We start from the raw sequence: 24,531 nt of genomic DNA on the forward strand, positions 1-24,531 counted from the left end.
CTAGTACCACTAGCCCAGACCCACTAACGAGCCAACCTCAACCACGCATCCTGCCGTCTAGCCTCGGAGCCTTAAATCTGTGCGAACGTTCTCAGCTTAGAACGGCAGCTTGAATGGCACGCCTGCTGCGATCTGGTTGTAGGCCCAGTAAATGTAGCCGATGATTTCACCAATCAGGTCGAATGCGCTGGACAAAGCAAACAAGGTTTTCTCCTTCAACTGTCACGAAACTCTTATTTGGGTATCGTAACGCCATAGCACCGCGTTACATCGGTGCAATATTGTGCTTTTTGGGCAGGTCATGCGCAGACTTTGTGGCCAATTGCCGCAGCGCCTGGCGCAGGGCAATGCGCGATTGATTCGGTTGAATCATGGCATCCAAGTAGCCGCGTTCCGCTGCCACGTAGGGTGCCGTCATGGTCTCATCGTAGAAGTCCATGAACATCTTCTTGGTCATCTCGCGCTGCTCTGGGGTCTCAGCGGCCTCGAGCTGCTTGCCTGCAATCATCACGACTGCCGCGGCCGCACCCATGACGGCGATCTGCGCGGTAGGCCACGCCAAGTTAATATCGCCGCTCAAGTTCTTCGACCCCATGACGGCATAGGCGCCGCCGTAGGCCTTGCGCACGATGAGCGAGACCTTCGGCACGGTCGCTTCCACGACGGCGAAGGCGAATTTCGCACCGCGGTGAATCAGACCCACCTTCTCCTGCTCCACGCCCGGCAGGTAGCCCGGCGTATCGACGACGAAGACGAGCGGGACATTGTAGGCATCGCAGATGCGAATGAAGCGCGCGCCCTTATCGGCGGCATCGGCATCGATGCAGCCGGCCAAGTGCATGGGGTTATTGGCCACAAAGCCCACCGTTTTGCCGTCGATGCGGCCAAAGGCGGTGATCATATTCGGCGCGAAGTTTTCTTGGATTTCGATGAGCTCATCGTCATCGCCAAGCTGGGTGAGCAAATCCATCATGTCGTAGCCGGCGTTGGTGTCATCCGGCATGAAGGAATTTAGATCCTCGTCTTCGGTAATTTCGGCATCGGAAGGCGCGGGAAAGGTCGGCGACTCATCAAAGCAGGTCAGCGGCAGGTGATCCAAAATATCGCGCACCATGTCAAAGGCGTCTTCTTCAGAATCCACCACGGCGGAGACGTTGCCGTTGAGCTCCTGCTGGCGGGCGCCGCCCAACTCAGCGGAGGTGACGTCTTCACCGGTAACCTCACGGATGACATTGGGGCCGGTGACATACATTTCCGCTTCCTCATCCACGGCGATGACAAAGTCAGTGGTCACCGGCGCGTAGACCGCGCCGCCGGCGGATTTACCCATCATGATGGAAATCTGCGGGCTGCGGCCAGATAGCGGCAGCTGGCGGCGGGCGATTTCGGAGTACATGGCTAGCGAAGTCACCGCGTCTTGAATGCGGGCGCCGCCGGAATCTTGGATACCGATGACCGGGCAGCCAATCTTGATGGCCATATCCATGATCTCAGTGACCTTCTTACCAAAAGTCACACCCACGGAACCGCCGTAGACCGTCTTATCGTGGGCATAGATGCACACGGGCCGGCCGGATACGCGGCCATAGCCTGTGACCACGCCATCGGAATAGATGGCCTCCGGGTCACCCGGGGTCTTGCCCAAGGAGCCGGTTTCGACAAAGGAACCTTCATCCAAGAGCTCGTTGATGCGCTGGCGAGGGGTGGTACGGCCTGCCTCGTCGCGGCGTGTGCGGGAACGCTCGCTGCCTGGATCTTGCGCCTCTTCTAGGCGCTTGCGCAGGTCAGCGAGTTTCTCAGCGGTTGTTTGCTTGGCCGCCACGTATCTTCTCCTCGATCCAATCGTTCATATGCTTGCCCACGGTGCCAATGGCTGGCTCGTCCGGCACTGCCAAGTGATCGCCGGGCAGCTGCACAATATCTAGATCCTTAACGATAACGCCCCAGCCGCCATCCGGATCAACCTCAGCGTAGCGCGGCTCCAGCTCGATCGCACCGTCATGCATCCGCTCGGAGCGGAAGAGCAGCACGGGAACGCTGACATCGGCCCAGCGGTGGAAATCGATCTTGGCCAGAATCTGGTTATCTACGAAGGACGCCCGCTGGTGCTCCAAGACGCCGGCGGACAGGCCGTGTTCGGAGGCATCCGTCGTGGCCAAGAATTCCGCCAGCATGGTCATCAGGGCATCCTCGCCCATGGTTTCCAGCATCTCGTACGGAGGCTCGAAATCCAGGCCATAGGTCTTCTTGGCAAAGGCGGCGTAGCGCTCCCACCGGGCGCGGGTTTCTTCCGGCGTATCCGGTGCCGGGTGGGAAGGCTGCGTGGTATCGAGCAAGGCGATGAACGCGACCTCGGCGCTCTCCTCCCCGCGCTTGCTGCGCTCTGCCAGCTGGTAGGCCACCTCATAGGCCAAGGCGCCGCCAAAGGACCAACCGCCTAGGACGACCTTGCGGCCGCGCGCATAGTGGACGATGTCCTCGATATAGGCGGCGGCTCGCTCTTCTAAGGAGCCTTCAATCCTTTCGACGCCGTAGACGGCGACATCCGCTGGCAACCGGCGGGTCAGTGGCTGATAGACCACCGTGGTTCCACCGGCCGGGTGGAACATGAATACGGCTGGCCCATCGGCCTCGCGCAGGACGCGAATATTTCCCTCCACCTCGGTCTCAAGGCCCTCACGGACCAGATCAGCCAAGGTTTCCAGCGCCTCAGCGTCGAGGACCTGCTGCGCGGTGACGTCGATGTGGGCGCGCTCGCGCAAGCGCTTGGCAATCTGCGCGGCCACCTCCTCAGAGATTTCCGGAAGCGGCGAGGTCACGCCCGCCGGGGCCTTGCCGGTAATGCTTGCCCATGTGCCAAAGACCATGCGCTCAGAGGCATCGCGAGGGGCAACGCCCACACCTTGCTCGGAGGCCTCCACAGTCTCGTCTGCTGCGGACGCGGGCTCTGTAGCTGTCGGTGCAACGTCGGCGCTAGCGTCACTGTTATCTATGCGGCCGCCGGCAACGGCCTCCTCGACCATGGTGATGACGTCTGCTAAGGAGGCATCGCGAAGCGCCTGCACCTGCAGCGGTGGAATCTGAAAGTCATTTTCCACGCGGTTTTTAATGCGCATGCCCATCAGGGAATCCAATCCCAGGTCAATCAGCGGCAGCTCGCGCGGCAGATCCGAGACGTCATAGCCCATGGATTCGGACACGATAAGCGCCAGGCGGTCCTCGACGGTCTCTTGGCGCGGATCCCAGCGCACCGCGTCTACATCCGCGTCATCGGCAGTCGGCTCCGGGGCGGCGCTGCCCTCTGGCACCGCTGCAACCCCAGGGATCGCACCCGCGCCCAAGTCCAGGCCGGAGGCAAAACCTTCCGCCAAGAGCTCCGTCCTGGTGTCCTGCACGCTATAGACGGCGATGGACATGCCGCCGATGGACGTGGTGACGACGGTGGTAATTTCCCCGTACGGCGGGAGATCGCGGTGTTCCTCCGCGGCCACGATATGTGCCCCAGGCTGCACTGCTTCTGCGGCGGCCTCCACGATAGCCAGCGCGGACGGGGCTTGGTCGGCGTTGGTGGAAAAGGCCACCTTGCCCTCCGGCAGGTTCACGCGGGTACCGGGCAGGCCGGAGACCCCAGCCGAGGGCCGCGCATTGGTCCAGAAGCGCTGGCGGTTGAACTGGGTATACGGCGCTTCCGTCTGCGCGCCCGAGCCCACTACGGCGGCGAAATTCACCGGGGTTCCGGTTACGTAGAGCTTGCTCAATAGATCCAACAAGGACTCGGTGGGATCCACCTTGCGCTTTAGGCTATACAGCAATTGCGCATCGGCCTTGCCCACGGCAAACGCGGTAGACATAAGCCCCATGAGCGCCACCGGGTTCGGCGAAATCTCCACCAGCTGGGTGTGGCCTGCGGCAAAGGCCTGTTCCGTAGCGTCCTGCAGATACACAGGGTAGCGGGTCATGCGCAGCCAGTAATCCTCATCGTGGACGGTGGCGCCGGGGCGGTAGACCTCACCCTTATCCACGGAGGAAAAGAGCGTCGTATGCAGCGGGCGGGCTTCCATACCGGCGATGGCTGCTTCGAGCTCGCCCAAGATCGGATCGACGGCGGAGGTATGCCCCGCCGCCTTCACGTTGAGGGCGCGGGCGAATTTTCCTTCCCCATCGAGTTTTTCCACCAGGTCCAGTACCGCCTGGCGCGGCCCACCCACGGTGGTCATGCCGGGGCCGGTATAGACGGCTGGTTCGATGGATGCATCGAGGGCAGCGATGTCTTCGGCGGACAGTTCAACTACTGCCATGGCGCCTTGGTCGGCCTCGCTTAGCGATGCCTCTCCCTCGCCCATCAAGCGCGCGCGGTGGCAGGCGATGGTCATCGCGTCCCGCGCGGAAATGCCACCCGCGGCATAGGCCGCGGCGATCTCACCCATGGACATGCCCATAACGCCCGCCGGGCGCACGCCGAAGGAGGCCAATAGATCCGTTAGCGCGATCTGGATGGCGGTGATGGCAACCTGCGCGGTTTCCGTGTCATAGGTTTGGGAATCGTCCTCAACAATGTCCAGGATCGACCAGCCAGATTCGAAATCAACGACCTCGTCGAGTTCTTTCAGCCGCGCACTAAACAGCGGCGACAGGGCAATCATGTCCTTCGCCATCTTGCGGTGTTGGGAGCCGAAGCCGGAATACACGAAGACCGGTCCCTGCACCTGCGGGGAATCCGCCGCGGCGATGCCTACAGACACCTTGCCCTCGGCCACCTGGCGCAGGCGCTTAATGGCCTCTTCAATGGAGCTGGCCATGACGACGGCGCGCGAGCGCGCGTGGTTGCGGCGCGCGACCGTGCGCGCTACATCGGCCAAGTCTGGCTGTTCTGCCTCTAAGAAATCCGCGAGCAGCCCCGCCGCACGCGCGCGGCGAGAAGGCAAGAGGCCGGAGACAGGCAACGCCACCGTGCCGGTGGATAGCTGCGGCTCGCTGGTACGCGGGGTGCCCGGGTAATCCGTCAAGACGACGTGGGCATTCGTGCCGCCAAAGCCAAAGCCCGACACGCCGGCCACCTTTTTCCCGGAGTATTCCGGCCACTCGCGCGGGTCTTCAACGACCTCGAGGCGCTCGGCCACGAAATCGATATAGCGGTTCGGGCCAGCGTAATTGATATTCGCGGGAATAATATCGTGCCGCATGGCCTCGATGACCTTGATGAGGCCCACGACGCCCGCGGCGGATTCGGAGTGGCCGATATTGGTCTTGGCAGAGCCCAAGAGCACGGGCGATTCAATGCCGCGCCCAGCGCCCAGCACGCGGCCGAGCGCGCTGGCCTCGATGGGATCGCCCAAGATGGTGCCCGTACCGTGGGCCTCCACATAATCCACGTCCTCGGGCGCCACGCCCGCATCCGCGTAGGCGCGGCGCAGCACGTCTTCTTGCGCTTCTGGGTTCGGTGCGGTCAGGCCATTCGAGTGGCCATCAGAATTGACGGCAGAGCCCTTGAGGACGGCTAGGATTTCATCGCCATCGGCCTCCGCGTCCTCTAGGCGCTTGAGCACCAGCACGCCGGCGGCATCGGCACGCACGATGCCATCGGCGTCATCGGAAAAAGCATGAATGGCGCTGGTAGGAGAGGTGACACCCAATTCCGAAAAGGCGGTGGAGGCGTGCGGAGCGGCCAAGATATTCACGCCACCTGCCAGCGCTACATCGGCGGCGCCGGTGCGCAGATCCTTGATGGCATGGTCGACCGCAACCAAGGAAGACGAGCAAGCCGTATCCACATTGATAGACGGGCCGCGGAAATCCAGGGCATAAGAAATGCGGTTGGCAACAATTGCCGAGGAATTACCCGTAAGCGCATAAGGGTGCATCTCCGTGGGATCGGCCGTAATCAGCATGCCGTAATCATTATTGGTTGAGCCCATGTACACGCCCGTGTGCGTGCCGCGCAGCTCATTGGCAGGAAGACCAGCGTTCTCCAGCGCGTGCCATACCAACTCGAGCAGGATGCGCTGCTGCGGATCCATGTTCGCGGCCTCCAACGGCGATAGGCCGAAGAACTCCGCATCAAAGGATGCAACATCGTCGATATAACCGCCATCGGTATTTTGCTGCGCGATCTTCTCGCTCATTACCGGATCGGCGCTGTATTCAGACCACCGCCCCACCGGCAGCGGACCAGTACCCGCGCGCGATTCCGCGAGCATGGTCCAAAATTCCGGCACGTCTTTGGCACCTGGGAAACGACCGGACAAGCCGATAACCGCAATATCAGTACCCTGCGCAGCGCGAGTCGAGCGCTGCACGCGCGGGGCATCGTCGCGCCGCCCCGCGGGCTCAGTGAGCAGGCGATTGGCTAGGAGCTCAATCGTGGGGTACTCATACGCCACCGTGGCATCGAGCCGCGTGCCTAAGAGATTTTCTAATTCACCCGATAGCACTACGGCATCTCGTGAGGAAAGACCATAATTTTCCAGTGGGGTGGAATCTAAAATCTCTGTAGCGGCAACGCCCGTGGCCTGGGATACCCAGTCACGCAGCCATGCACGAAGTTGCTCGATGGTCATAAACCGTCTTTCCTAGTGGGGTTAATAGAACGACAAATACCTATATCGCTCTATTTTGTCACCTTGTTAACTTAACGTCCGAATCCGGCTTTAAGCTTGGTAGTCCTTTTTTGCCACGCGGCGGGCAATCTTATGCGAGGAGGTGCGCTTAATTTCTCCCGGCGCCTTCCACACGATATCGCTCGGGGTAATGCCGTGATTCTTCGTCACGGCCGTGCGAATCGCCTCGCCGGCGGCGGCGTCGCCAGATGGATCCGCGTCATCAGCGCGCTCCACCAAGAGCACCAAGGACTCTGAGCTCTCACCCTCCACGGCAAAGGCGGCGATGGAATCTGGGCGCACGTGCGCGGATGCGTCCTGCACGGTGCCTTCAATATCTTGCGGGTAGTGATTGCGCCCGGCGATGACGATGAGATCCTTAAGGCGGCCGGTGATATACAGTTCGCCCTCGATGATGGTGGCGAGATCGCCGGTGGCCATCCACCAATCATCCTCCGGCAAGCCATCCTGGATGCGCTCGCCCAGGGTATTGCGGAAGGTAGTTGCGGTTTCTTCTGGGCGGTTGAGATAGCCCGTTGCCATATTTTGCCCATGCACCCAGATTTCACCAATGGTGCCCTCTGGGACCTCGGCCTTGGTTTCAGGATCCACGATGGCTAGGTGCTGGAACGAGACGCCCTGGCCATTCGAGGCGAAGGCAACCGTTGCCGCAGACTTTTCTTCAATAACCGCCTTACCGTCCGCCAATTTCTCGCGGTTGAAGTGGGAGATGATCGGGCGCTTGTCACCCTGTGCGGTAGAAACGATGAGGGTGGCTTCCGCCAAACCATAGGAAGGGCGCAGCACGGAGCGCTCGACGCTGAAGGTGTCCAGGAATTTCTGCACGGCTGGTTCCGTCACCGGCTCAGAACCAATGAGGATGCCATCGACGTTGGAGAAATCCGCGTCCTTGCCGTAGCGCGCGGCCAATTCCAGGGCGAAATTGGGCACGGCGGTATAGGTCTTCTTCTCATCCCCCGGCTGGCGGCTGATGCGCTCAACCCACCGGTTGGGGTGTTGGATGAAATCGCGCGGGGTCATCAAATCCAATTCGATGCCCAGAATCGTGGTGAATAGCGCCAAGATGATGCCCATATCATGGTGCATCGGCAGCCACGAGACCACGCGCGGCGGGAACTGCATGTTGATCGCGCGGAAGATCTGCAGCACATTAACCAGGATCGCGCGGTTGCTCAGCTCCACGCCGGCAGGGGTGCGCGTTGAGCCAGAGGTGTACTGCAAGAAGGCGGTGGACTCCACGCCCTCACTGACGACCGGCTTCCACGACGCCGCCAAGGAATCTGGCAGCGCATTGGTGGAGATGACGCGCGGGCGCTCGCGCTCGGTGGAGAAATAGGTGCGCACCGCCGCGGCCGATACGCGGTTGGTCAACACAACGGTGGGCTCACAGTCAGCAAAGACCGCTTTGAGGTGATCCGCGTGCCCCGGCTCATTCGGATCATAGAGCGGAATCGGGGTCATTCCCGCATACATCGCACCCAAGAAACCAAAGAGGTACTCGGGGGAGTTGCCCGCCAGGATGGCCACGCGGGTACCGGGTTCTGCGACCTGTTGCAGGCGCGCTGCCACCACTTTGATCCGGGTATTGATCTCTTGGCGGTTGAGCTCGCGGGAGGTGTCTCCCTCATCGTAGAGCCACTGGCGGATTACTACCTGCGAGGTATCCGTTTCTGCCTGGTAGAGGGTCTCTGCCAGGCCCGCCAAGGTGAGTTCTGCGGGGAGGGCGATATTGCCCTCGGCATCAAAGAACTTCCCCATGAGTTGCTGTATATCCATCGATTCTCCTTTGGTAAATGGTTTTGTCTTAAAAAATATCGATGTGTTAGCGCCTCATGTTACACGGCGTCGATGACCCGGTGGGCCCAGTCCACGACCCACTGGTTTGCAGTAGTCCCATCAATCACGCCGTCATTGCTGGCGTACTGCGCATGCACCCCATTGGCCCCGATCAAATCCTTGGCGCGTTCCAAACCATTGCCCACGCCGGTGGGAGCATCACACACGGAGTCATCCGGGGCACAGATCTGGTAGGTCCTATCCGCGAGCTCGCCGAAGCCATGCGGGCGCGCGCCGCGCATGGTCGCTCCAGGCACGATGGGCTGGACGAGCCCGGAGACGGGCTCCAAGGCAATTTCGGCACCGATTCCGCCGAGCGCGTGGCCTGGATTTTGGCCCACGCCGTTTTCACGCCGGCCATCTGCGATCAGCGCCACGCCCGCGATATTTTCCGCGGGGATCACGCCTTCGCCACCGCCAATATCATCGGCCACATCGCCGGCGATGACCGCACCTTGGGAAAATCCGCTCAAAATGAACTTGGTCTGTGGGCAGCTATCGTGCATGCCGCGCAGCTCTTCATTCATCTTCGCGGTGCCCTCATTGCGGGAATCGTCGTAGCTCATCTCCTCCTGCGCATTGATATTTTTAAATTGCGCAGTATAAGGAAGGGTCCACACCTTCACATCATCCCCGTAGGCCTCCCGCAACGGCTGCGTAATAGACAGCATGAACGAGCGCGGATTAGCAGAAGGGTTCAAGGGATCATCGTCTGCCGCGGATTCCCAGGTGCCTGGCGCGGAAATAAACTCCACTGCTGGGCACCAATCCGGTTGAGATGGTTCCGGTGGTGCCGCAGACTCTGACTCCTCGGGGGCGCTAGGCCCCGCCGAGTCCGAGGTCGTGAGGTAGTGCACCGCCCCCGCGCCGATCACAACGAGGAGGGCGAGGACGGCAACGACGGTAATGATTTTTCGCATGAACTAGTTGTACCCGGAAAACCTCAAAGGAAGCTAGCAAAGGGCTGAACGTGCGTTGTCCTGCAGCAGCTTGGTGAGCTCGTCAAAGTCCTTATCAGAGCGTTGCTGTTCAATCAGTTGCCCGGCCACTGCGGGAATGGTGATTTCATCCTCGCCGCAAGCGCCCTGGCCAGCACCGAGGAGCTGATCTTCTACCCCATTGACGTTCACGCCTGCATCCTTCAACGAATCCAGATACGCAGCCTCTTCCTTGGGCAGCTGCGCGGATGGGATTTCAGAGATCTCACGGGCGCCGCGGTCCTCCGGGGAGTTCGCGGAACCAGAGCCGTTCCGCGGCTCCGCGGAATCCTTGGAATCGTCCTTGGACTCGGAGGGCTCCTGCGAGGAGGAAGCACTGCTAGATGCAGACTCGCTACTGCTCGTGGTCGATTCCTCGGAGGTCTTTTCGCGCGACAGCGGCGCCACCGAAGTGTCATTGCCGGAGTCACTATCCACGGTGGCAGAGTCACACCCTGCCAAGCCGAGGCATAAGACCGCTCCTACGATGGCTAATTTACGCATGCTTACTTCTTTTCAGTCTGTACGCGGCCCATGACTTCACTGATCGTTCCGTGCTGGAACTCCTGCTTCAATCCACCAGCTGCGATTTCGGAGTAATCAGAGGTGGGCCAGCCAAATTCGCCGTGCTCCCAGCCTTTCTTACCCCATTCATCCATGATGGCGCCCTTCAAGATGTAATGCGCGCCGGATTCTGGGGACCAGTAGATGGAGCCATGTTCAAACTCCTGGAAGAAGCCATTGCCGTCCTTGACCTTCTTCTCACCATCTGTGGGGAAGCCCAGTGGGGATTCGACACCGCCCATATCCTTGTACTTTTTGCCAATGGCACCAAAGGACACCTGGTTCTTGCCGTCCGGGTTGCGGGTCAAAACTCCGTTTTGGAATTCCTGGGTATAGCCTTCGCCCACCTTCTTGACCGCGCCGGTCGGGTACTTCAGATCGCCGCCTTCGTAGCCCTTCTCGCCCCACTTCTTAAACATGTCGCTGGTAATTTCCCAGGCGCCGGTCTCTGGGCTCCAGTAAATGGAACCGTGTTCGAAGTGCACGAAGCGTCCCTTGCCATCTGGCGTCTTAAGTTCATCGGACTTCGGGAAGCCCAACCAGGAGGTAGGGCCACCGATTTCCGCATAACGGGCACCAATGCGGCCGTGCAGGGCGTGCGCACCGGTCTCCGGGGACCAGTACGCCGTACCGGTTTCGAAGTCTTGTGCCTTGCCCTTATCGGCAACATCATATTCGTTATTCAGGCAGGAACCGATGTGGCCTTCCTTGGTGGCCTTGGCGATCTCGCCTTCGGTCTGGCAGTCCGCACCGCGGTCGGCCTTGTCAATGTTGAGGGCATCCGCAATGTAGGGCCATGCATTTTGCATCTCAAATTGCCAGAATTCCCAGCTGTGCACGCCGGAGGGGCGGAATTGCACCACAGGCTCCACATTGGCGCGCTTCGCGTAATCCACGAAGGTCTGGGTGGACATACGGGAGATGACCTCCAAGCCCATGCCGGCCAAGCTTGCCTGGCCCTTGGCCACGGAGGTGGCATTGCCAAAGTCATCCTTGCCGTTACCGGCAGAGACATAGACCTGCATGTCCTTGAGGTTTTCGATGCCCAGCTTTGGATCGTGGTCGATCCAGTCCTGCGAGCCCGGCTCGCCCCACATCTTGCGGGAATCGAAGCCACCGGCATCGCGCTGCGCAGCCATGATGGCCTGCGGCATGCCGCGGGTGGTCGTATCAAGGTAGCCGGAGAACGAGCCCACGAAACCAAACAGGTACGGGTTGCGCTCCGCCAAGTTGATCGCAGCGGTACCGCCCATGGACAGCCCAGTGACCGCGCGCTTCTGGTTGGAGCGGTATTCCTTATCCAAGATGGGAACCAATTCCTTGGTCAGGAAGGTCTCCCACTTGTAGTTCTTGCCTGCATCCGGCTGCTGCCAGTCGGAGTAGAAGGAGGATTCGCCGCCCACCGGCATGATGAGGTTGACGTTGCGGTCCGCGTACTGGTTGAGGATATTGGTCTCAATGGTCCAGCCGGACTCGTCATCGCGGGCGCGCAGGCCGTCGAGTGCCCATACCTCAGGGAACTTCTTTTCCGGCTGCGAATACCAGTCGCGCGCGAGCTGGATCTGCACCTTTTGCTCTTGATCCGGCATCGCTGCGGACTTGATATAGACCATCAGGTGGCGGTTGGACAGGTACTCCACACGGTTGATCTTTACGCCATCCGGCAGGCCCTCTACCTCTGGGTACTCGGTCTCCACTGGGGTACGAGCCGGCGGATCCTTGGGCGCAAAGTGGTCAGACAGGCTGCCGCCACCGCCTGGCTGAGCAGAGCTAATATCACCAAGTGAGCTTTGGGCTGTGGCATTGGGCAGCAGGGCCAGTCCAACGGCGATGGCGGTCGGTACGGCTGCTACCGCAAGCCCCTTGCGGGCCTTGCCCGGGGAAGTGTTTTTGCGCATAGGTAAACGTCCTTGAAGATTTACCGCGGCTACATTCCGAAGGTTCCCCTCCTCCGGACTGCCGCCTGCGGCGTGAGCTGTCTATTGTGCGCTTAAGTTTAAGTTGAACTTGAGGCTTAAGAAAGGCTGACACGCCGGAGGCAATTTATATCACCATTTATTGCGGTTCGGACGAGGCTGAACTCAAGCCCTATTACAGACGCAAAAAGTCCCCTACCACAAGGTAGGGGACGAAAGCGTCAAAAGGCTTTTACCAAGCGTTCATAACGTTGAGAACCTGCGGCTTCGACTTCTCCAGCTGGTAGCCAAACTGTAGCCAGTTGTGCAGCCCCTGTGCCGGGTAGTCCACGGTCGGGTTCAGGCCCTGCAGGCGAGCTGCACCTTCCCAGACGTGGGTGGTGATGCGGGAACCAACCTCAAGGGCAGCACCGGCTGCTTGGTGCTCTGGGAGGTAGCGCTGGCGGTCAAGGTCGCCCGGGATACCGGTTGCGGCGGAGATGTAGACATCGGTATTGCGCAGCTGCGGGATGAGCAGCAAGGGGTCATTCTGGAAACGCTTCGGGTTAAACAGCGAGCCGTACATCGCGTTGATGTTGAACCCACCGGCATCCAGCATGGCAAAGCGCATGAAGGTCTGCGCGCCCGGCACCGTCGTGGTCAGGTAGCCAGAGAAGGACAGCGCCTGGCGGAACTGGTCATTGTGCTTTGCGGCCAAGGTCAAGGCAGAACCAGCGCCCATGGACAGGCCAGCAATAGAGTTATTATTGCGGGCCACACCAAAGTTGCTCTCCAAGTAGGCGGGAAGCTCGCTGGTCAGGAAGGTCTCCCACTTGTAGTTGACCGGCTCGTTCGGGTCGTACTTAGCGGGTGCCTGCCAGTCAGCGTAGAAGGAGGACTCGCCGCCTACCGGCATGACCAGGGTGATGTTGTGCGGCTCGTAGGTACGTGCCGCGTTGACGTCATTGACCCACGCGTTGGTGCGGTCGGTCGCACGCAGTCCGTCCAAGAGGTACAGGCCAGCGTTGCCGCCATTCTTTGCGGGCTGGATCTGCACTGGGATATTGCGGCCCATCGACTGAGACCACACGTCGCAGCGCTGGACCCACCAGCCCACCTGGTCCCACTCGCACGTGCCAGTATTGTCCGCACGCAAGAAATCGCGGTGAGCTGCGTGCGCCTGCTGGGTGCCGCCTGCCACTACGGCAAGACCCAGCGCTACGGCGACTGCCATGATGACCGAAAGGACGCGACCCCTAATAGATGCAGTCATCTTTCTCCTTCACAAAGTATTTGGTAATTGTCACTTAGCTTTATCGCTCGGAATCTGTGAACCGTTAACATCCCGACGCGAGAAGCCTAACTAGCAAGCAGTCTAATGCACTCCCGGGCCAAATGTTGCATCTTCCCCCATCAGTCCAGGTAAGACCCCGGATCGGAAGAGAAGGAAAGCGTCCGCCCGTCTGTCAGGGAAAATTTAATATTTTCCCAGAATCGGCCCCAAGTTAAGGGATCCCTGTACGTAGCAAAGAGTTCCTGAAAATCGGCATCGTTAAGCGCGGTGCGGGCCTTGCGGGCCGCGTCCTTATCAATCCAGAACGGTACGGAATCAATATCGGCCGCGGAATCCGCCACCTGCCACGGCATGCCCAGGCTCTTATCGTGGCCAATCCGCCCGCCCTCGATGCGGGGCTGGCGCGCGGCCAACGGGTTGCTCAGGCCAATCTCATCGAGCACGCGCACATCCAACGGGGCATTCATGGAGGTAAGCCCCAGGTTCAAGAAATAGACCGTGGGCGGATCCGTGCGCGAAGGATCCCCCTCGGTAGCCAGCCAGGAGGGGCTGCCATCGTCTTGCAGGTAGCGGAAGGTCATGGCATCGCCGTCCTCCAGCTCCTTAATCGCGTCCGTATAGCCGTGCATCATCTCCCTGCGCAGGAATTCTTCGTGGTGGCGGGGCGGTGTATCCATCTGCGTGGCGTGGGTCCAAAAATCGCGCTCGTCCACAATGGAAATATCACTGTCATAGACGGCTGGATCCACCGGGTGCCCGCGCAGCGCAATGACAATGGCCCACACGGCGCAAGCGACAGAAGCCACCCATACCCGCATGTTCACCACAAAAATGGGAAGCAGCGCGGCAAAAAGCGGAAGCAGCAGCATGCGCCCATGCATGAAATCGCCGCCCACGCGCAGGACATAGAGGGTGTGCAGCACCGCAGTACCAACGAAGATGTAGACGGCGCTTGCGGTAGAGCGCAGCTGCGGCGGGCGCAGCTCAGCCTTCCAGAGTGCGGCTACCACCAGCACGGCAAGCGGCAGCACCAGCCAATAGGGCCCAATGAAGTCACCGAGGTAGGTAAAGCCCTTTCCCCATTCGGAGCCGCTGGCGGATTTCGCCACCGCCGTATGCGGGGTCAATAGGCCGTAGTATCCCATGCGGAAAATCTGGTAGCCCAAGGGCAGCGGCAGGGCGATGGCCAGCACCTTCCACGAGCGCGTGGAAATCAACAGCACGATCCCCACGATGCCGCCGTACAGCGCCAGCTCGGGGCGGATCAGCCAGGACAGCCCGGCCCAGAAGGCGAGCCAATACGCGGCGGAATTCCCGCGCGCGTGGCGGTGCGGGCGCACCCACTGCAGCAGCAGCCACCACAACATGGCCAGGTAGAACAGGCAGAGCCCCCATTCCAGGCCAGAGGTAAAAAAGTCACGCGCCGGCGGCAGCGCCACATAAACCAAGGCGCCAGCCGGAAGCACGATGCCGGAGTGCATGCTTGCCGATGCCCACGTGCCCAGCACCATCGCCGCCACGGCCAGGACCAGCCCGAGGTAGATGGCGATGGATTCTAGTTCAGCATTGCTGACCCACCGCACCGCTAAGATGAGGTATTGCCACAGCGTGGAGGTATTGGCCTCAACGCGCTCGCCCACATTGAATACCGGACCGTTGCCGGCCTCTAGGTTGCGGACGGTGCGCAGGACGATAAGTCCATCATCGGAGATCCAGCGGCGGGCGAAACCGCCCCACAAAGACAAAACACCGATGACAAGAGCCGAGGCTGGAATGCTCCAGCGCGCGAGGGCCTTGTTATCGGTGTTAAACACGAGGATCGAGTGTATCAGTCCGATCGGAATTTGCTACATCGAAAATCCGCCGCTGCCTAGACCAATGGCATGACGTAGACGGCCATGGCGATACACGCCAGCCAGGCGATGGCGAGGAATTGCAGGGTGCGGTCCCCCAACGCGATTTCTTCCGGCGCACCACCTTGACCGCGGTCCACGTCGGCGGCATAGCGCAGGATGGCGATGGTAAACGGCACCATGGAAATCTGGTACCACACGCCACCGGAGGTTGCGGCATTCGCCAGCTCAAAGCCCCACAGGGAGTAGAAGACCACCACGGCGGTGGCCGCTAGCGTCCACACAAAGCGCAGGTAGGTCGGCGTATAGCCCTGCAGGGACTTGCGGATTTTCGCACCGGTCTTTTCCACCAGCAGGATTTCGGCATAGCGCTTACCGGAGGCCATAAACAGCGAGCCAAAGGCGGCGACCAGCAAGAACCATTGTGAAAGCTCAATATCGGCCGCCACGCCGCCAGCCATGGTGCGCAGCATGAATCCAGAGGAAACCAGCGCGATATCGATAACCGGAATGTGCTTCCAGCCAAAGCAATAGCCCAGCTGCAGGGCGATGTAGACCGCCATGACGATGGCCAGCTCTAGCCCCGCGGTGGCCAAGAAGGACAGCCCGATGGACAGGCCAACGAGCACCACGGCCATGACATAGGCCACCTTGATGGGCAGCACGCCCGAGGCGATCGGGCGGAAGCGCTTAGTCGGGTGCTCCTGGTCCTCGCGCCAATCCTTGGCGTCATTGATTAGGTAGATGGAAGAGGCGCCGAGGCAGAAGACGATGAAGGCTAGGAGGACATCGACAAGCACGCGCCCGTGAAAGAGCGACTCCGCACCGGCCGCGGCGGGCGCGGCCAGCACGAGGATGTTTTTTACCCATTGCTTCGGGCGCAGGGCCTTGACCATGCCATCGACCAAATTCTTCGGCGGCTTGCGCTTGCGGCCGGTATCGACGCCGGACGTATGCGGCTCCGAATAGAGAAAGTGCTGATTTTCAGCCTCACTCATGCGTCTTTCTCCTTCGTCATTGCCCGCGCGGTGGCAGCGCCAATGGCTGCGCCCGCGACGGTATCGGTTGGATAATGCACCCCGAGCACCATACGCGATGCCATCATCACCGGCACTCCCACGAGCGGGGCCTTGGACCCCGTCAGGCGGGAAAGGCCCACCAAGAAGGCGGTGGTGGAGGTGGCATGCGAGGACGGGAAGGACAGGCGCGAGGGGGTTTTCACCCCAACGCGCACGTAGGAATAGTCGGGCCGCTTGCGCCGCACGATGCGCTTGAGCACCACGCTTGCCGCATGCGCGGTAAACGCTGCGGCACCGATCCGAACCCAACCTTCCCGGCGTTTTTTGTCCAGGCTGGCCCCGAGGGCCGCGCTGCCCATCCAGCCCAGGGCGTGCTCACCCAGGTGGCTTAAACCGCGGGCGGTGGGCACTACGCCCGGCACGTCAAAGGCGGCGTTCTGGATGGATTCCAGGACGCGGGATTCTGCGATGGAAAGCTTATTGGGCATCAAAAACCTTCTTCCAGGAGGACCGCGCAGTCAATTCCGGCAACGCGGCGCGGTAGTGCGCCCGCAGGTCATCGAAGTTTTCTTCAATTTCCTTTAGTAGGCCGCGGGTTTCGGCGATAAGCTCCTTGGCCAAATCGCGGTCGCGCTTGCGGAAGGCTACGCCCGTGCCGCCGGCCGTGGACACGGTGGCGGAATCCAGGCGGGACAGAGTGAACCAGCGCGCCTCTTCTGGGGTGAGGTTCAGCTGCGGTGCCGCGTGGTGCGCCGGATCCTCCTTGCTCAGCAGGTGCTTAAGGCCCTTGGCCGCCCACGGCAGCTTTTTGACCTTGCCCAGGCGGCCGCCCACATTGCGGGTGGGAACGCCGGGCGCGCCGGTCGGCGCTGGCAGCTGATCCGCGGATTCGATGATGACCGCATCCGAGTAGTTCTTGCGGATCTCCGCGATGCGCGGCAACGAGGTATCCAAGATATCGAAGAGGCGGTCTGGCCCCGCAAGGAAGTCCTTCATGGCCTCAATTTGGATGGCCATGGTGGAGTATTCCATGCACATAGTGTGCTTGAGCGTGGATTTAAAGATAGACCTAGTAATGCCAGATACTGCGCCATCGTGGTACAGCGAGGCCACGATCAGGCGGTTGCGCAGGTGGAAATAGGCCTGCCAGTCAATGGCATCGTCCTTATCCGCCCAGGCCATGTGCCAGATGGCCGCGCCTGGCCAAGTCACGGTTGGGAACCCATTGCGGGCGGCGCGCAGGGAGTACTCGGTATCGTCCCACTTGATAAAGAGCGGCAGTGGCTGGCCGTTGGTCTCTGCCACCACGCGCGGGAAGAGGCACATCCACCAGCCGTTATATTCCACGTCCACGCGGCGGTGTAGGTCGCGGGAATCGTACTTCTTTGGATCCAAGCGAGTTTCTGGCGTGCCAATGGCGCGCAGCGGGTACTTGGCAAAGTCGTGGTCATACACGGCGTGCGGGGCGGCGCCCCACATGAAATCGGAGCGATTGACCTGCTCACCGGTGGTGCGCAGCTGGGAACGCTCCTGCAGGTTGAGCATCTGCCCGCCCACGATGATGGGCCTGGCGGCGTAGCGTGCAGCCTGGACGGCACGCAGCACCGAATCCGGTTCGATGGCGATGTCATCGTCCATGTACAAGATGAAGGGCGAATCGGTGTTCTCCAGCGCCTCGTACATGATGCGGGAATAACCGCCGGAACCGCCGAGGTTACCCTGGCGGAATTCGCGGAAGCGATCGCCAAAGTGCGCTACCGCCTCGTCGTATCCGGGCTCATCGGCCGGGTGCTGATTGCCCTGGTCCGGCATGAGGACGAAGTCGATGATCTCATCCACCACCGGATCTTCTGCCAGCGCCTGCAGGGCTGCGACGGCGTCCGTGGGGCGGTTGAAGGTGGGGATGCCAACGGCGACGCGCTTTTCGGAAGGGGCGAGCTCGGTGCCATCGGGAAGCGTCTGCGCCGCTGGGGCCTGCGGGGAGCACCAGGCAGCATCCGCTAAGGTGGTTTCCTTTTCCGCGGTGATATCGAACCACAGCCAGCCGCCGTCCTCGAAGTTTTTGAGCGGCAGCTCAAACTCGTGGTGGCCGGTGCCCACGAGGTGGTTGGCCACGGAAATGCGCTGGCCATCCTGCTTGGAGCGGTACAAAGAAATATTTGCCTGACCCTCGATCTCCAGGCTTAGAACCACCGAGCGCAATTGCGACCAGCGGCGCCAGTAGGAGGCTGGGAAGGCGTTGAAGTAGGTTTCAAAGGAGGCTTCCTCGCCGGCCGGGATGGTCACGGCGGTCCGGTTTGTCCAGCTCAAGCGCTCGCGGTTTTGCTCCGCCTCGATGAGGTAGAGCATGCGTACGTCAAAGGGTTCGCCGCGCTTGGGCAGCAAGATTCGCTGCAGGGGCTCATAAGCCGTGGTGTTGTTGGCAGTCACGATTGCTTCGATTCTCCAAACGATTTAAACAGTAGTCAGCGACCTAGCGTAGTTGTTTTCGCGCGACTGCTCGGGTTTACACGCGGACAATAAAAGAAGGGCCGAGGAATTCCTCCTCGGCCCAGGGTTAATGAGGCACCTTATGCGCTCACGCGCTCGGTTACCGGGTCGATGCCCAGCTTGTTCAGCATGTAGTAGACGCGGGCCTCTAGGTCATCGGCAAGCTCGCGGGCCTGCTCAACGGTCTCAGCCGGAGCGATGTCCCAGATCTTGATGTCCTTGCCGGCTTCATCGCGCTCGACCTCGCGGCCCAGGTAAACGATGTAATCCGGCATGGCCACGGTCCGCACCTCTTCGAGGTACTTCTTGGGAGCCTGGCCCATGCCGCGCTCGCTCATGACGTGGGCTAAGTGGTCATTGCCGTCATTTTCCGGGTGTGCGGCGGCGGTATCGACGTAGAGCGCCTCCCCCGCGTGCTTTTTGGTGAGGTCCGCGGCGGCCTTGGCCAGGGCGTGGTTATTGCCCGCGGCGAAGCGAACGTGGATGCGGTGGGCTCCGAAGAACTCGCGCACCTCGCGCTCTACCAGCACGGGGATGAATTCCACGAGCCCGGCGTTGGCGGTGTGCTTGGCGATGACCTCGTCCAGCTTCGCATCGATGTCAGCACGGGTATATCCGTGACCGTACTTGGTATGTAGGTCATGACGGAGGGTTTCAAACTGGTTCATTGTTATCCCCTTTCCTGGATTCTTTCCCCGTTTGCTTTTTGTTAACTTAAAGTTAACTTTACAACGCGGTGTGACATACGTCAATTGGTTGGTCATAACCCAGTAGTTAGCCCTCGCGTGGAGCAAGTTACGCGTGGGGCGCACTGGGCTATAGACTCTGCCTTTGATGATCCTGCTCATTGATAATTACGACTCGTACACGTTTAACCTCGCGCACCTCATCGCAGAGGTCTCTGGAACCGAGCCCCTCGTCATTCCCGCGGGCGAGGCCGCCGGCATCCCAGAGCGCGTGCGCGCCGGCGAGTTCAACCACGTGGTTATCTCCCCTGGCCCCGGAACCCCGGAGGAAGACAACGACTTTGGCATGTCCCGGCGCGTTATCGAGGCGGCCGCCGCAGCGCGAATTCCCCTGCTCGGCGTCTGCCTTGGCCACCAGGGTCTGGCGATGCTCGCCGGCGCCCGCGTACGCCGCGCGCCCGAACCGCGCCACGGCTTCGTATCCACCATTAGCCACTCCGGCGAGGGGATTTTTGCCACCATCCCGCAGGATTTTCAGGCGGTGCGCTACCACTCGCTACACATTGAGCCAACCCCCGGCATCACCGTGCACGCCCGCAGCGAAGACGGCACCGTCCAGGCCCTCAAGGTCGATGGTCTGCCACATTGGGGCGTGCAATTCCACCCCGAATCGGTACTCACCCAGCACGGCGCGACCCTGCTACGCAATTTCCTCGGCGGTTTTCGCCTCCTCCACCGCGAGGTCCCCGGCGCGATTGACTGCCCACGGGTCTTCGCGGCGCTGCAGGCAGACGGCAACGACGCCTTCTTCTTGGACTCCGCCGACGCGCGCGGGCGCTATAGCATTCTTGGCGATGCCACCGGTCCGCTTAGCCGCTCCTTTCGCTACCGGCTTGGCGATGCCCCCGATATCCTCACCACCCTCGAGCGCGAGCTATCCACGCAGGTCTTTGACGCGCCGGATCTGCCGTTTACCGGCGGGGTAATCGGTTACTTGGGCTACGAATGCGCGCAGCTTACCCTGCCCATCCAGCTGCGCCACCGCTCGCCTTATCCCGATGCCTACTTCATCCGGCCGCAGTCCTTCCTCGTCTACGATCACCACCGGCAAGTGGCGCACCTGTGTTGCCTCGACGGCGACGGCGCGCAGAGCCTGCTCGACCGGCTGGAGGAAGCCCTGGAAGGCGGGCAGGTGGGAAGCGAGGGGGCGGCATCGGCAAGCGCGGGTGCCTGGCGCACCACCGACTATCTGGACCGCATCCAGCGCGCCCAAGAGCTCTTGCACGCCGGGGAAAGCTACGAGGTATGCCTGACCGATACCTATACCGCGCAGGCGACCGGCGATATTTATGCGGCGCTGCGCCGGCACAACCCGGCACCGTACGCGGCACATCTGATATTCGACGGTGTGGAAATCTGCAGCGCCTCGCCCGAGCGTTTCCTCAGCGTGCGCGATAACCGCGTCGAGGCCAAGCCCATCAAGGGCACCATTCCAGCCCACCAGGACCCCTCCCTGCTTCGCGATGACCCCAAGACCCGCGCCGAGAACCTTATGATCGTGGACCTTTTGCGCAACGATTTATCCCGCGTGTGCGAGCCCGGCACCGTGCGCGTTCCAGGGCTGATGAACGTGGAAAGCTACGCCACCGTGCACCAGCTCGTCTCCACGATTACCGGCCAGCTGCGCCCCGGTGCCACCGCGCTCGATGCCATCCGCGCCGCCTTCCCGCCCGGCTCCATGACTGGCGCGCCGAAGCTGCGCACCTGCCAGATTATCGATGCCCTCGAGGCCGGACCCCGCGGCGTCTATTCCGGCATCGTGGGCTACCTCGGCTATTCCGGCGAGGCGGATTTCAGCGTGGTCATCCGCACCGCGGTGCGCGCGGGTTCCGAGGTCACCGTCGGCGCCGGCGGGGCCATCGTCCTCGATTCCGATCCCGCAGCCGAGCTGGCCGAAAGAAATCTCAAGGCCCAATCTGTCATAGGGGCGTGGTCATGAGCTCCTATATCTGGCGCGACGGCGCCTTTATCCCCTGCACCCCACCAACCGCTTCCTGCACCGTGGCCGATTCCTGGCGCCATTCGCAAGGCCGCACGCACGGCCTCCAGCTCCACCTGAAGCGCTTCGAATCCGTGGCTGGAGCCTTGCCCGCCGGCTTCGTCCCCGCCATGCTGGAGCTGCTTTCAGGCGGCGAGCTTTTCCCCCGCATCGCCCTCATAGCCGGCAACCTATACCTCGATATCCGGCCTGCCCCGGCCCCGCGCGCCCACACGCGCCTTACTTATGCTAAGGCCCCCGATCCCCGCGCACAGCCTCTAGTTAAAGGCCCGGACCTGCCCGCCCTGGCCGCCTACCGCGAGCAGTATCAGGTAAGCGGCACCGATGACACCGCGATTGTCGATGCCCACGGCGCTATCGCAGAAACCACCACCGGCGCGCTCATCGCCTGGGACGGCGACACCCTCCTGCTTCCCACCGGCGTGCGCCTGCCCAGCGTGACCCTGCGCCAGGTCCTGCACCGCTGCGAAGACTTAGGGCTTTCCACCGCGCAGCGCCCGTTGACCCCGGCACTCGCTGCGGAATGTCCCCTGTGGTTTATCAACTCACTGCACGGCATTAGCCCCGTCAGCTCCATACACACACCACACGGCACCATCACTCCGCCGCCGCACCCGGAGGCCGCAAGCTGGCAAAACTGGTGGTGGCAGGGTTTTAGTTCCGAAACTATGGGTGAACACTACACATAACACTCAACACAACACTCAACATGTGCAGTGTTGTGTTGAGTGTTGGGTGTTGTGTTGAGTGTTCACGCCGAGATTTCTATTAGCTCGGGCAGATCGCGGCCTTTAGCCTCGGCCCCGCAGCGCACGCTTTAATTCGCTGCCGATAATGGTGCGCGCAACCAACGCATCCGAAATGATCCCGCCCATCTGGACGAACGGATGGACTTGGCCCTTAAATTCAATAGAGCTCACTACATTTCCCGCATTGAGCATCCGCCCAACGTAGTCACTTACCTCAGAGACCAACGGATCAAGTTCACCGGTGATCACCGTCGCTGGAGGCAGCCCCGCCAGATAGCCATTCCTGCCGGGAGACATGCGGATATCCGTGCGGTCTGCGGTGCCCGCGTAAGAATCATAAAAATAGTTAAGGCGCCGCCGGGTGAGGTAGTAGCCGTCACTAAAATCCGAATGGGATTGCGTGTCAAAGGTGGATAAATCCATGACGGGATAGATCAACACTTGATGAGCCAGCTTATCGCGCAGTTCTTGTGCAATCACCGCTGCGATATTGCCGCCCGCACTGTCTCCGCCCACGGCAACGCGCGTTGGATCGATGCCAATCCCCAGTTCTCCTTGTAACACCCCGTCTACTACTGCACGGCAATCATCTAGTGGTGCTGGGAAGGGGTGTTCCGGTGCACGGCGATAGTGCACGCTGATACAGATGATTCCCGATTCTGCGGCAATGTCCCGCACGGTTGTATCCGTGGTCTCTAAATCCCCCAGCACCCAGCCGCCGCCGTGGAAGAAGATGAAGGCAGGCTCTGCTGGTGGGGCATCGGAAAGCGCGGGCTCCTGTGGTATATAAACCCGCACCGTGACACCGCGCACCGAGGTCTCGTACACGGAAGCCATCGGGGTTTTCTTGCCCCACGCCGATGCCGTTTTCAGCTGGGTGGAACGGTTTTCCTCTGGGGTGCGCGTGTCCAGCTGCGAGGCATCCCTGTTCAGCTCGAGGAATTTTTGGGCTTCGGGCTGAATAAACACCATAAAAATACTTTCCAGTACTGCACCTAGTAAGCGATGCGAGCACTCATCATAGCTGGGTTGGATAGCGGAAAGGCCCGCCGGGTGTTCCGGCAGGCCTTCTTTGCTTGCTGCTTTTTCTTATCGGGAATGCGCGTTGCGCGGCTGCGCAGTTTCAAATGCTCCTGGAGCCGCTCCGGGGACATCTTCCACATGCTGCGGTCCGCGTGCCCGGGCTTGGTGTATTTCTTGCGTTGCGCCATGCCGTCACCTCCTAACCTGTGAGGTGACTAAGCATAGCGTGCCCAGGGCGGATTAGCAGCTCTTAGTGTCCACGCTCTTGCTCGATGGCCTTGCCCTCGTTCCAGAAGGGCACGAGCTTATTATCGAATAGGGACAGCGCGGCGCCGATGGCCATGTGCATATCCAAGTACTGGTAGGTGCCCAGGCGGCCGCCGAACAACACCTTGTTCTCCTTGGCTTCTTGGGCGGCTAGTTTGCGGTACGCCTCCAGCTTGGCGCGGTCCTCCGGCGTATTGATGGGGTAATACGGCTCATCGCCCTTATCGGCAAAGCGCGAGTACTCCTTCATGATGACCGTCTTATCGGAGGGGTAGCGGTCCTTGCGCTCTGGGTGGAAGTGGCGGAACTCGTGGATGCGGGTGAAGTCCACATCGGCATCGTTGTAGTTCATCACCGGGGTCCCCTGGAAGTCACCGGTATCGAGGACCTCGAGGTCGAAGTCCAAGGTGCGCCAGCCGAGCTCGCCTTCAGCAAAGTCGAAGTAGCGGTCCAGCGGGCCGGTGTAGATAACCGGGGCTTCCGGGGACTCAGCGCGCAGATCCTCGCGGACATCGAACCAGTCGGTGTCCAGGCGGACCTCGATGTTTTCATGATCCGCCATGTTTTCTAGCCACGCCGCATAGCCATCGACGGGCAGGCCTTCAAAGGTGTCGTTGAAGTAGCGGTTATTGAAGGTATAGCGCACCGGCAGGCGGGTGATATTGCTGGCCGGCAGTTCCTTGGGGTCGGTCTGCCATTGCTTGGCAGTGTAGTCGCGGATGAACGCCTCATAGAGCGGGCGGCCGATAAGCGCGATGGCTTTTTCCTCCAGGTTCTTGGCCTCATCCACAGAGAATTCGCCGGCTTGGTCCTTGATCAGTTCGCGGGCCTCATCGGGCGAGTAATAACGGCCGAAGAATTGGTTGATAAGCCCCAGCCCCATGGGGAATTGGTAGGCCGTGCCATCGTGCATGGCAAAGACGCGGTGCTGGTAGTCGGTGAAATCGGTGAACTGGTTGCAGTACTCCCACACGCGCTTATTGGAGGTGTGGAAGAGGTGCGCGCCGTATTTGTGCACTTCAATTCCGGTGGTGGGTTCCGCCTCGGAGTAGGCATTGCCGCCCAGGTGCTCGCGGCGCTCAACGATGAGCACCTTCTTTCCCAGCTGGCTAGCGGCCCTTTCCGCAACGGTCAGACCAAAGAATCCGGAACCAACAACGATGAGGTCATAAGAAGTCATGGCTCCCACTTTATTGCACGCC

At 61.0% G+C, this 24,531-nt stretch carries 17 protein-coding genes; 2 read left to right on the forward strand and 15 right to left on the reverse strand.

Going from position 1 to position 24,531, the window contains the following annotated elements; genetic code table 11:
* Positions 1-265: 265 nt before the first annotated feature.
* The 12 genes from EL217_RS10475 to EL217_RS10530 form a co-directional block, all read right to left on the reverse strand.
* Positions 266-1,822 carry an acyl-CoA carboxylase subunit beta gene (locus EL217_RS10475; RefSeq protein WP_023029672.1) on the reverse strand — a complete coding sequence of 519 codons (1,557 nt, stop codon included), beginning with the start codon at positions 1,820-1,822 and terminating at the stop codon, positions 266-268.
* Entirely contained in the window at positions 1,797-6,557 is a 4,761-nt protein-coding gene (locus EL217_RS10480; protein ID WP_126319938.1) for a type I polyketide synthase, read from the reverse strand. The genes EL217_RS10475 and EL217_RS10480 overlap by 26 nt, the downstream gene beginning before the upstream one ends.
* A 90-nt stretch (positions 6,558-6,647) precedes the next feature.
* Positions 6,648-8,393 (reverse strand): FadD32-like long-chain-fatty-acid--AMP ligase, encoded by a 1,746-nt coding sequence (locus EL217_RS10485; protein ID WP_126319939.1) that lies wholly within the window; start codon positions 8,391-8,393, stop codon positions 6,648-6,650.
* A gap of 59 nt (positions 8,394-8,452) precedes the next feature.
* Positions 8,453-9,373 carry a cutinase family protein gene (locus tag EL217_RS10490; protein WP_126319940.1) on the reverse strand — a complete coding sequence of 307 codons (921 nt, stop codon included), beginning with the start codon at positions 9,371-9,373 and terminating at the stop codon, positions 8,453-8,455.
* Positions 9,374-9,406: 33 nt separating this feature from the next.
* The gene (locus EL217_RS10495) at positions 9,407-9,934 is read right to left on the reverse strand and encodes a hypothetical protein (protein WP_005279734.1); all 528 of its coding nucleotides are present in this window, start codon (positions 9,932-9,934) and stop codon (positions 9,407-9,409) included.
* Positions 9,935-9,936: 2 nt separating this feature from the next.
* A complete protein-coding gene (locus EL217_RS10500; RefSeq protein ID WP_126319941.1) occupies positions 9,937-11,892 on the reverse strand; it encodes an alpha/beta hydrolase-fold protein in 1,956 nt (651 codons plus the stop codon).
* 250 nt (positions 11,893-12,142) lie between these two features.
* Entirely contained in the window at positions 12,143-13,162 is a 1,020-nt protein-coding gene (locus EL217_RS10505; RefSeq protein ID WP_005279732.1) for an alpha/beta hydrolase, read from the reverse strand.
* A 140-nt stretch (positions 13,163-13,302) separates the two neighbouring features.
* The gene (locus EL217_RS10510; protein WP_126319942.1) at positions 13,303-14,997 is read right to left on the reverse strand and encodes a hypothetical protein; all 1,695 of its coding nucleotides are present in this window, start codon (positions 14,995-14,997) and stop codon (positions 13,303-13,305) included.
* A 56-nt stretch (positions 14,998-15,053) separates the two neighbouring features.
* Complete coding sequence (locus tag EL217_RS10515; RefSeq protein WP_023029679.1) at positions 15,054-16,034, reverse strand: decaprenyl-phosphate phosphoribosyltransferase; 981 nt, start codon at positions 16,032-16,034, stop codon at positions 15,054-15,056.
* Positions 16,031-16,543, reverse strand: a complete 513-nt coding sequence (locus EL217_RS10520; protein WP_005285243.1) for a phosphatase PAP2 family protein — start codon at positions 16,541-16,543, stop codon at positions 16,031-16,033. Before EL217_RS10520 ends, EL217_RS10515 begins: the two co-directional genes overlap by 4 nt.
* Positions 16,533-18,485, reverse strand: coding sequence for a glycosyltransferase (locus EL217_RS10525; protein ID WP_023029680.1), 1,953 nt, complete (start codon positions 18,483-18,485; stop codon positions 16,533-16,535). The genes EL217_RS10520 and EL217_RS10525 overlap by 11 nt, the downstream gene beginning before the upstream one ends.
* A 140-nt stretch (positions 18,486-18,625) precedes the next feature.
* On the reverse strand, positions 18,626-19,213 hold the full coding sequence (locus EL217_RS10530; RefSeq protein WP_023029681.1) for a three-helix bundle dimerization domain-containing protein: 588 nt from the start codon (positions 19,211-19,213) through the stop codon (positions 18,626-18,628).
* Between the two features lie 166 nt (positions 19,214-19,379).
* On the opposite strand from EL217_RS10530, the gene EL217_RS10535 reads away from it, so the two are divergent.
* Both EL217_RS10535 and EL217_RS10540 read left to right on the forward strand, forming a co-directional pair.
* A complete protein-coding gene (locus EL217_RS10535) occupies positions 19,380-21,230 on the forward strand; it encodes a chorismate-binding protein (RefSeq protein WP_023029682.1) in 1,851 nt (616 codons plus the stop codon).
* The gene (locus EL217_RS10540; protein ID WP_023029683.1) at positions 21,227-21,979 is read left to right on the forward strand and encodes an aminotransferase class IV; all 753 of its coding nucleotides are present in this window, start codon (positions 21,227-21,229) and stop codon (positions 21,977-21,979) included. The genes EL217_RS10535 and EL217_RS10540 overlap by 4 nt, the downstream gene beginning before the upstream one ends.
* Positions 21,980-22,081: 102 nt before the next feature.
* Here the strand turns inward: EL217_RS10540 and EL217_RS10545 are convergent, their stop codons facing one another.
* The 3 genes from EL217_RS10545 to glf all read right to left on the reverse strand — a co-directional run bounded on the left by EL217_RS10545 (position 22,082) and on the right by glf (position 24,509).
* Positions 22,082-23,011 (reverse strand): alpha/beta hydrolase, encoded by a 930-nt coding sequence (locus EL217_RS10545; protein ID WP_126319943.1) that lies wholly within the window; start codon positions 23,009-23,011, stop codon positions 22,082-22,084.
* 23 nt (positions 23,012-23,034) lie between these two features.
* Positions 23,035-23,250 carry a hypothetical protein gene (locus EL217_RS10550; protein WP_023029685.1) on the reverse strand — a complete coding sequence of 72 codons (216 nt, stop codon included), beginning with the start codon at positions 23,248-23,250 and terminating at the stop codon, positions 23,035-23,037.
* Between the two features lie 62 nt (positions 23,251-23,312).
* Positions 23,313-24,509: a UDP-galactopyranose mutase gene (gene glf, locus EL217_RS10555; RefSeq protein WP_023029686.1), complete on the reverse strand. Its 1,197-nt coding sequence runs from the start codon at positions 24,507-24,509 to the stop codon at positions 23,313-23,315.
* Between the last annotated feature and the right edge of the window lie 22 nt (positions 24,510-24,531).

The organism is Corynebacterium segmentosum, from assembly GCF_900637825.1.
Taxonomy (GTDB): Bacteria; Actinomycetota; Actinomycetes; order Mycobacteriales; family Mycobacteriaceae; genus Corynebacterium; species Corynebacterium accolens.

Coding starts and splice junctions, on each gene's coding strand:
- EL217_RS10505 (WP_005279732.1), bottom strand. CDS start 13,162: ATGACTGCATCTATTAGGGGTCGCGTCCTTTCGGTCATCATGGCAGTC.
- EL217_RS10500 (WP_126319941.1), bottom strand. CDS start 11,892: ATGCGCAAAAACACTTCCCCGGGCAAGGCCCGCAAGGGGCTTGCGGTA.
- EL217_RS10520 (WP_005285243.1), bottom strand. CDS start 16,543: ATGCCCAATAAGCTTTCCATCGCAGAATCCCGCGTCCTGGAATCCATC.
- EL217_RS10535 (WP_023029682.1), top strand. CDS start 19,380: ATGATCCTGCTCATTGATAATTACGACTCGTACACGTTTAACCTCGCG.
- EL217_RS10530 (WP_023029681.1), bottom strand. CDS start 19,213: ATGAACCAGTTTGAAACCCTCCGTCATGACCTACATACCAAGTACGGT.
- glf (WP_023029686.1), bottom strand. CDS start 24,509: ATGACTTCTTATGACCTCATCGTTGTTGGTTCCGGATTCTTTGGTCTG.
- EL217_RS10545 (WP_126319943.1), bottom strand. CDS start 23,011: ATGGTGTTTATTCAGCCCGAAGCCCAAAAATTCCTCGAGCTGAACAGG.
- EL217_RS10550 (WP_023029685.1), bottom strand. CDS start 23,250: ATGGCGCAACGCAAGAAATACACCAAGCCCGGGCACGCGGACCGCAGC.
- EL217_RS10495 (WP_005279734.1), bottom strand. CDS start 9,934: ATGCGTAAATTAGCCATCGTAGGAGCGGTCTTATGCCTCGGCTTGGCA.
- EL217_RS10480 (WP_126319938.1), bottom strand. CDS start 6,557: ATGACCATCGAGCAACTTCGTGCATGGCTGCGTGACTGGGTATCCCAG.
- EL217_RS10540 (WP_023029683.1), top strand. CDS start 21,227: ATGAGCTCCTATATCTGGCGCGACGGCGCCTTTATCCCCTGCACCCCA.
- EL217_RS10515 (WP_023029679.1), bottom strand. CDS start 16,034: ATGAGTGAGGCTGAAAATCAGCACTTTCTCTATTCGGAGCCGCATACG.
- EL217_RS10485 (WP_126319939.1), bottom strand. CDS start 8,393: ATGGATATACAGCAACTCATGGGGAAGTTCTTTGATGCCGAGGGCAAT.
- EL217_RS10490 (WP_126319940.1), bottom strand. CDS start 9,373: ATGCGAAAAATCATTACCGTCGTTGCCGTCCTCGCCCTCCTCGTTGTG.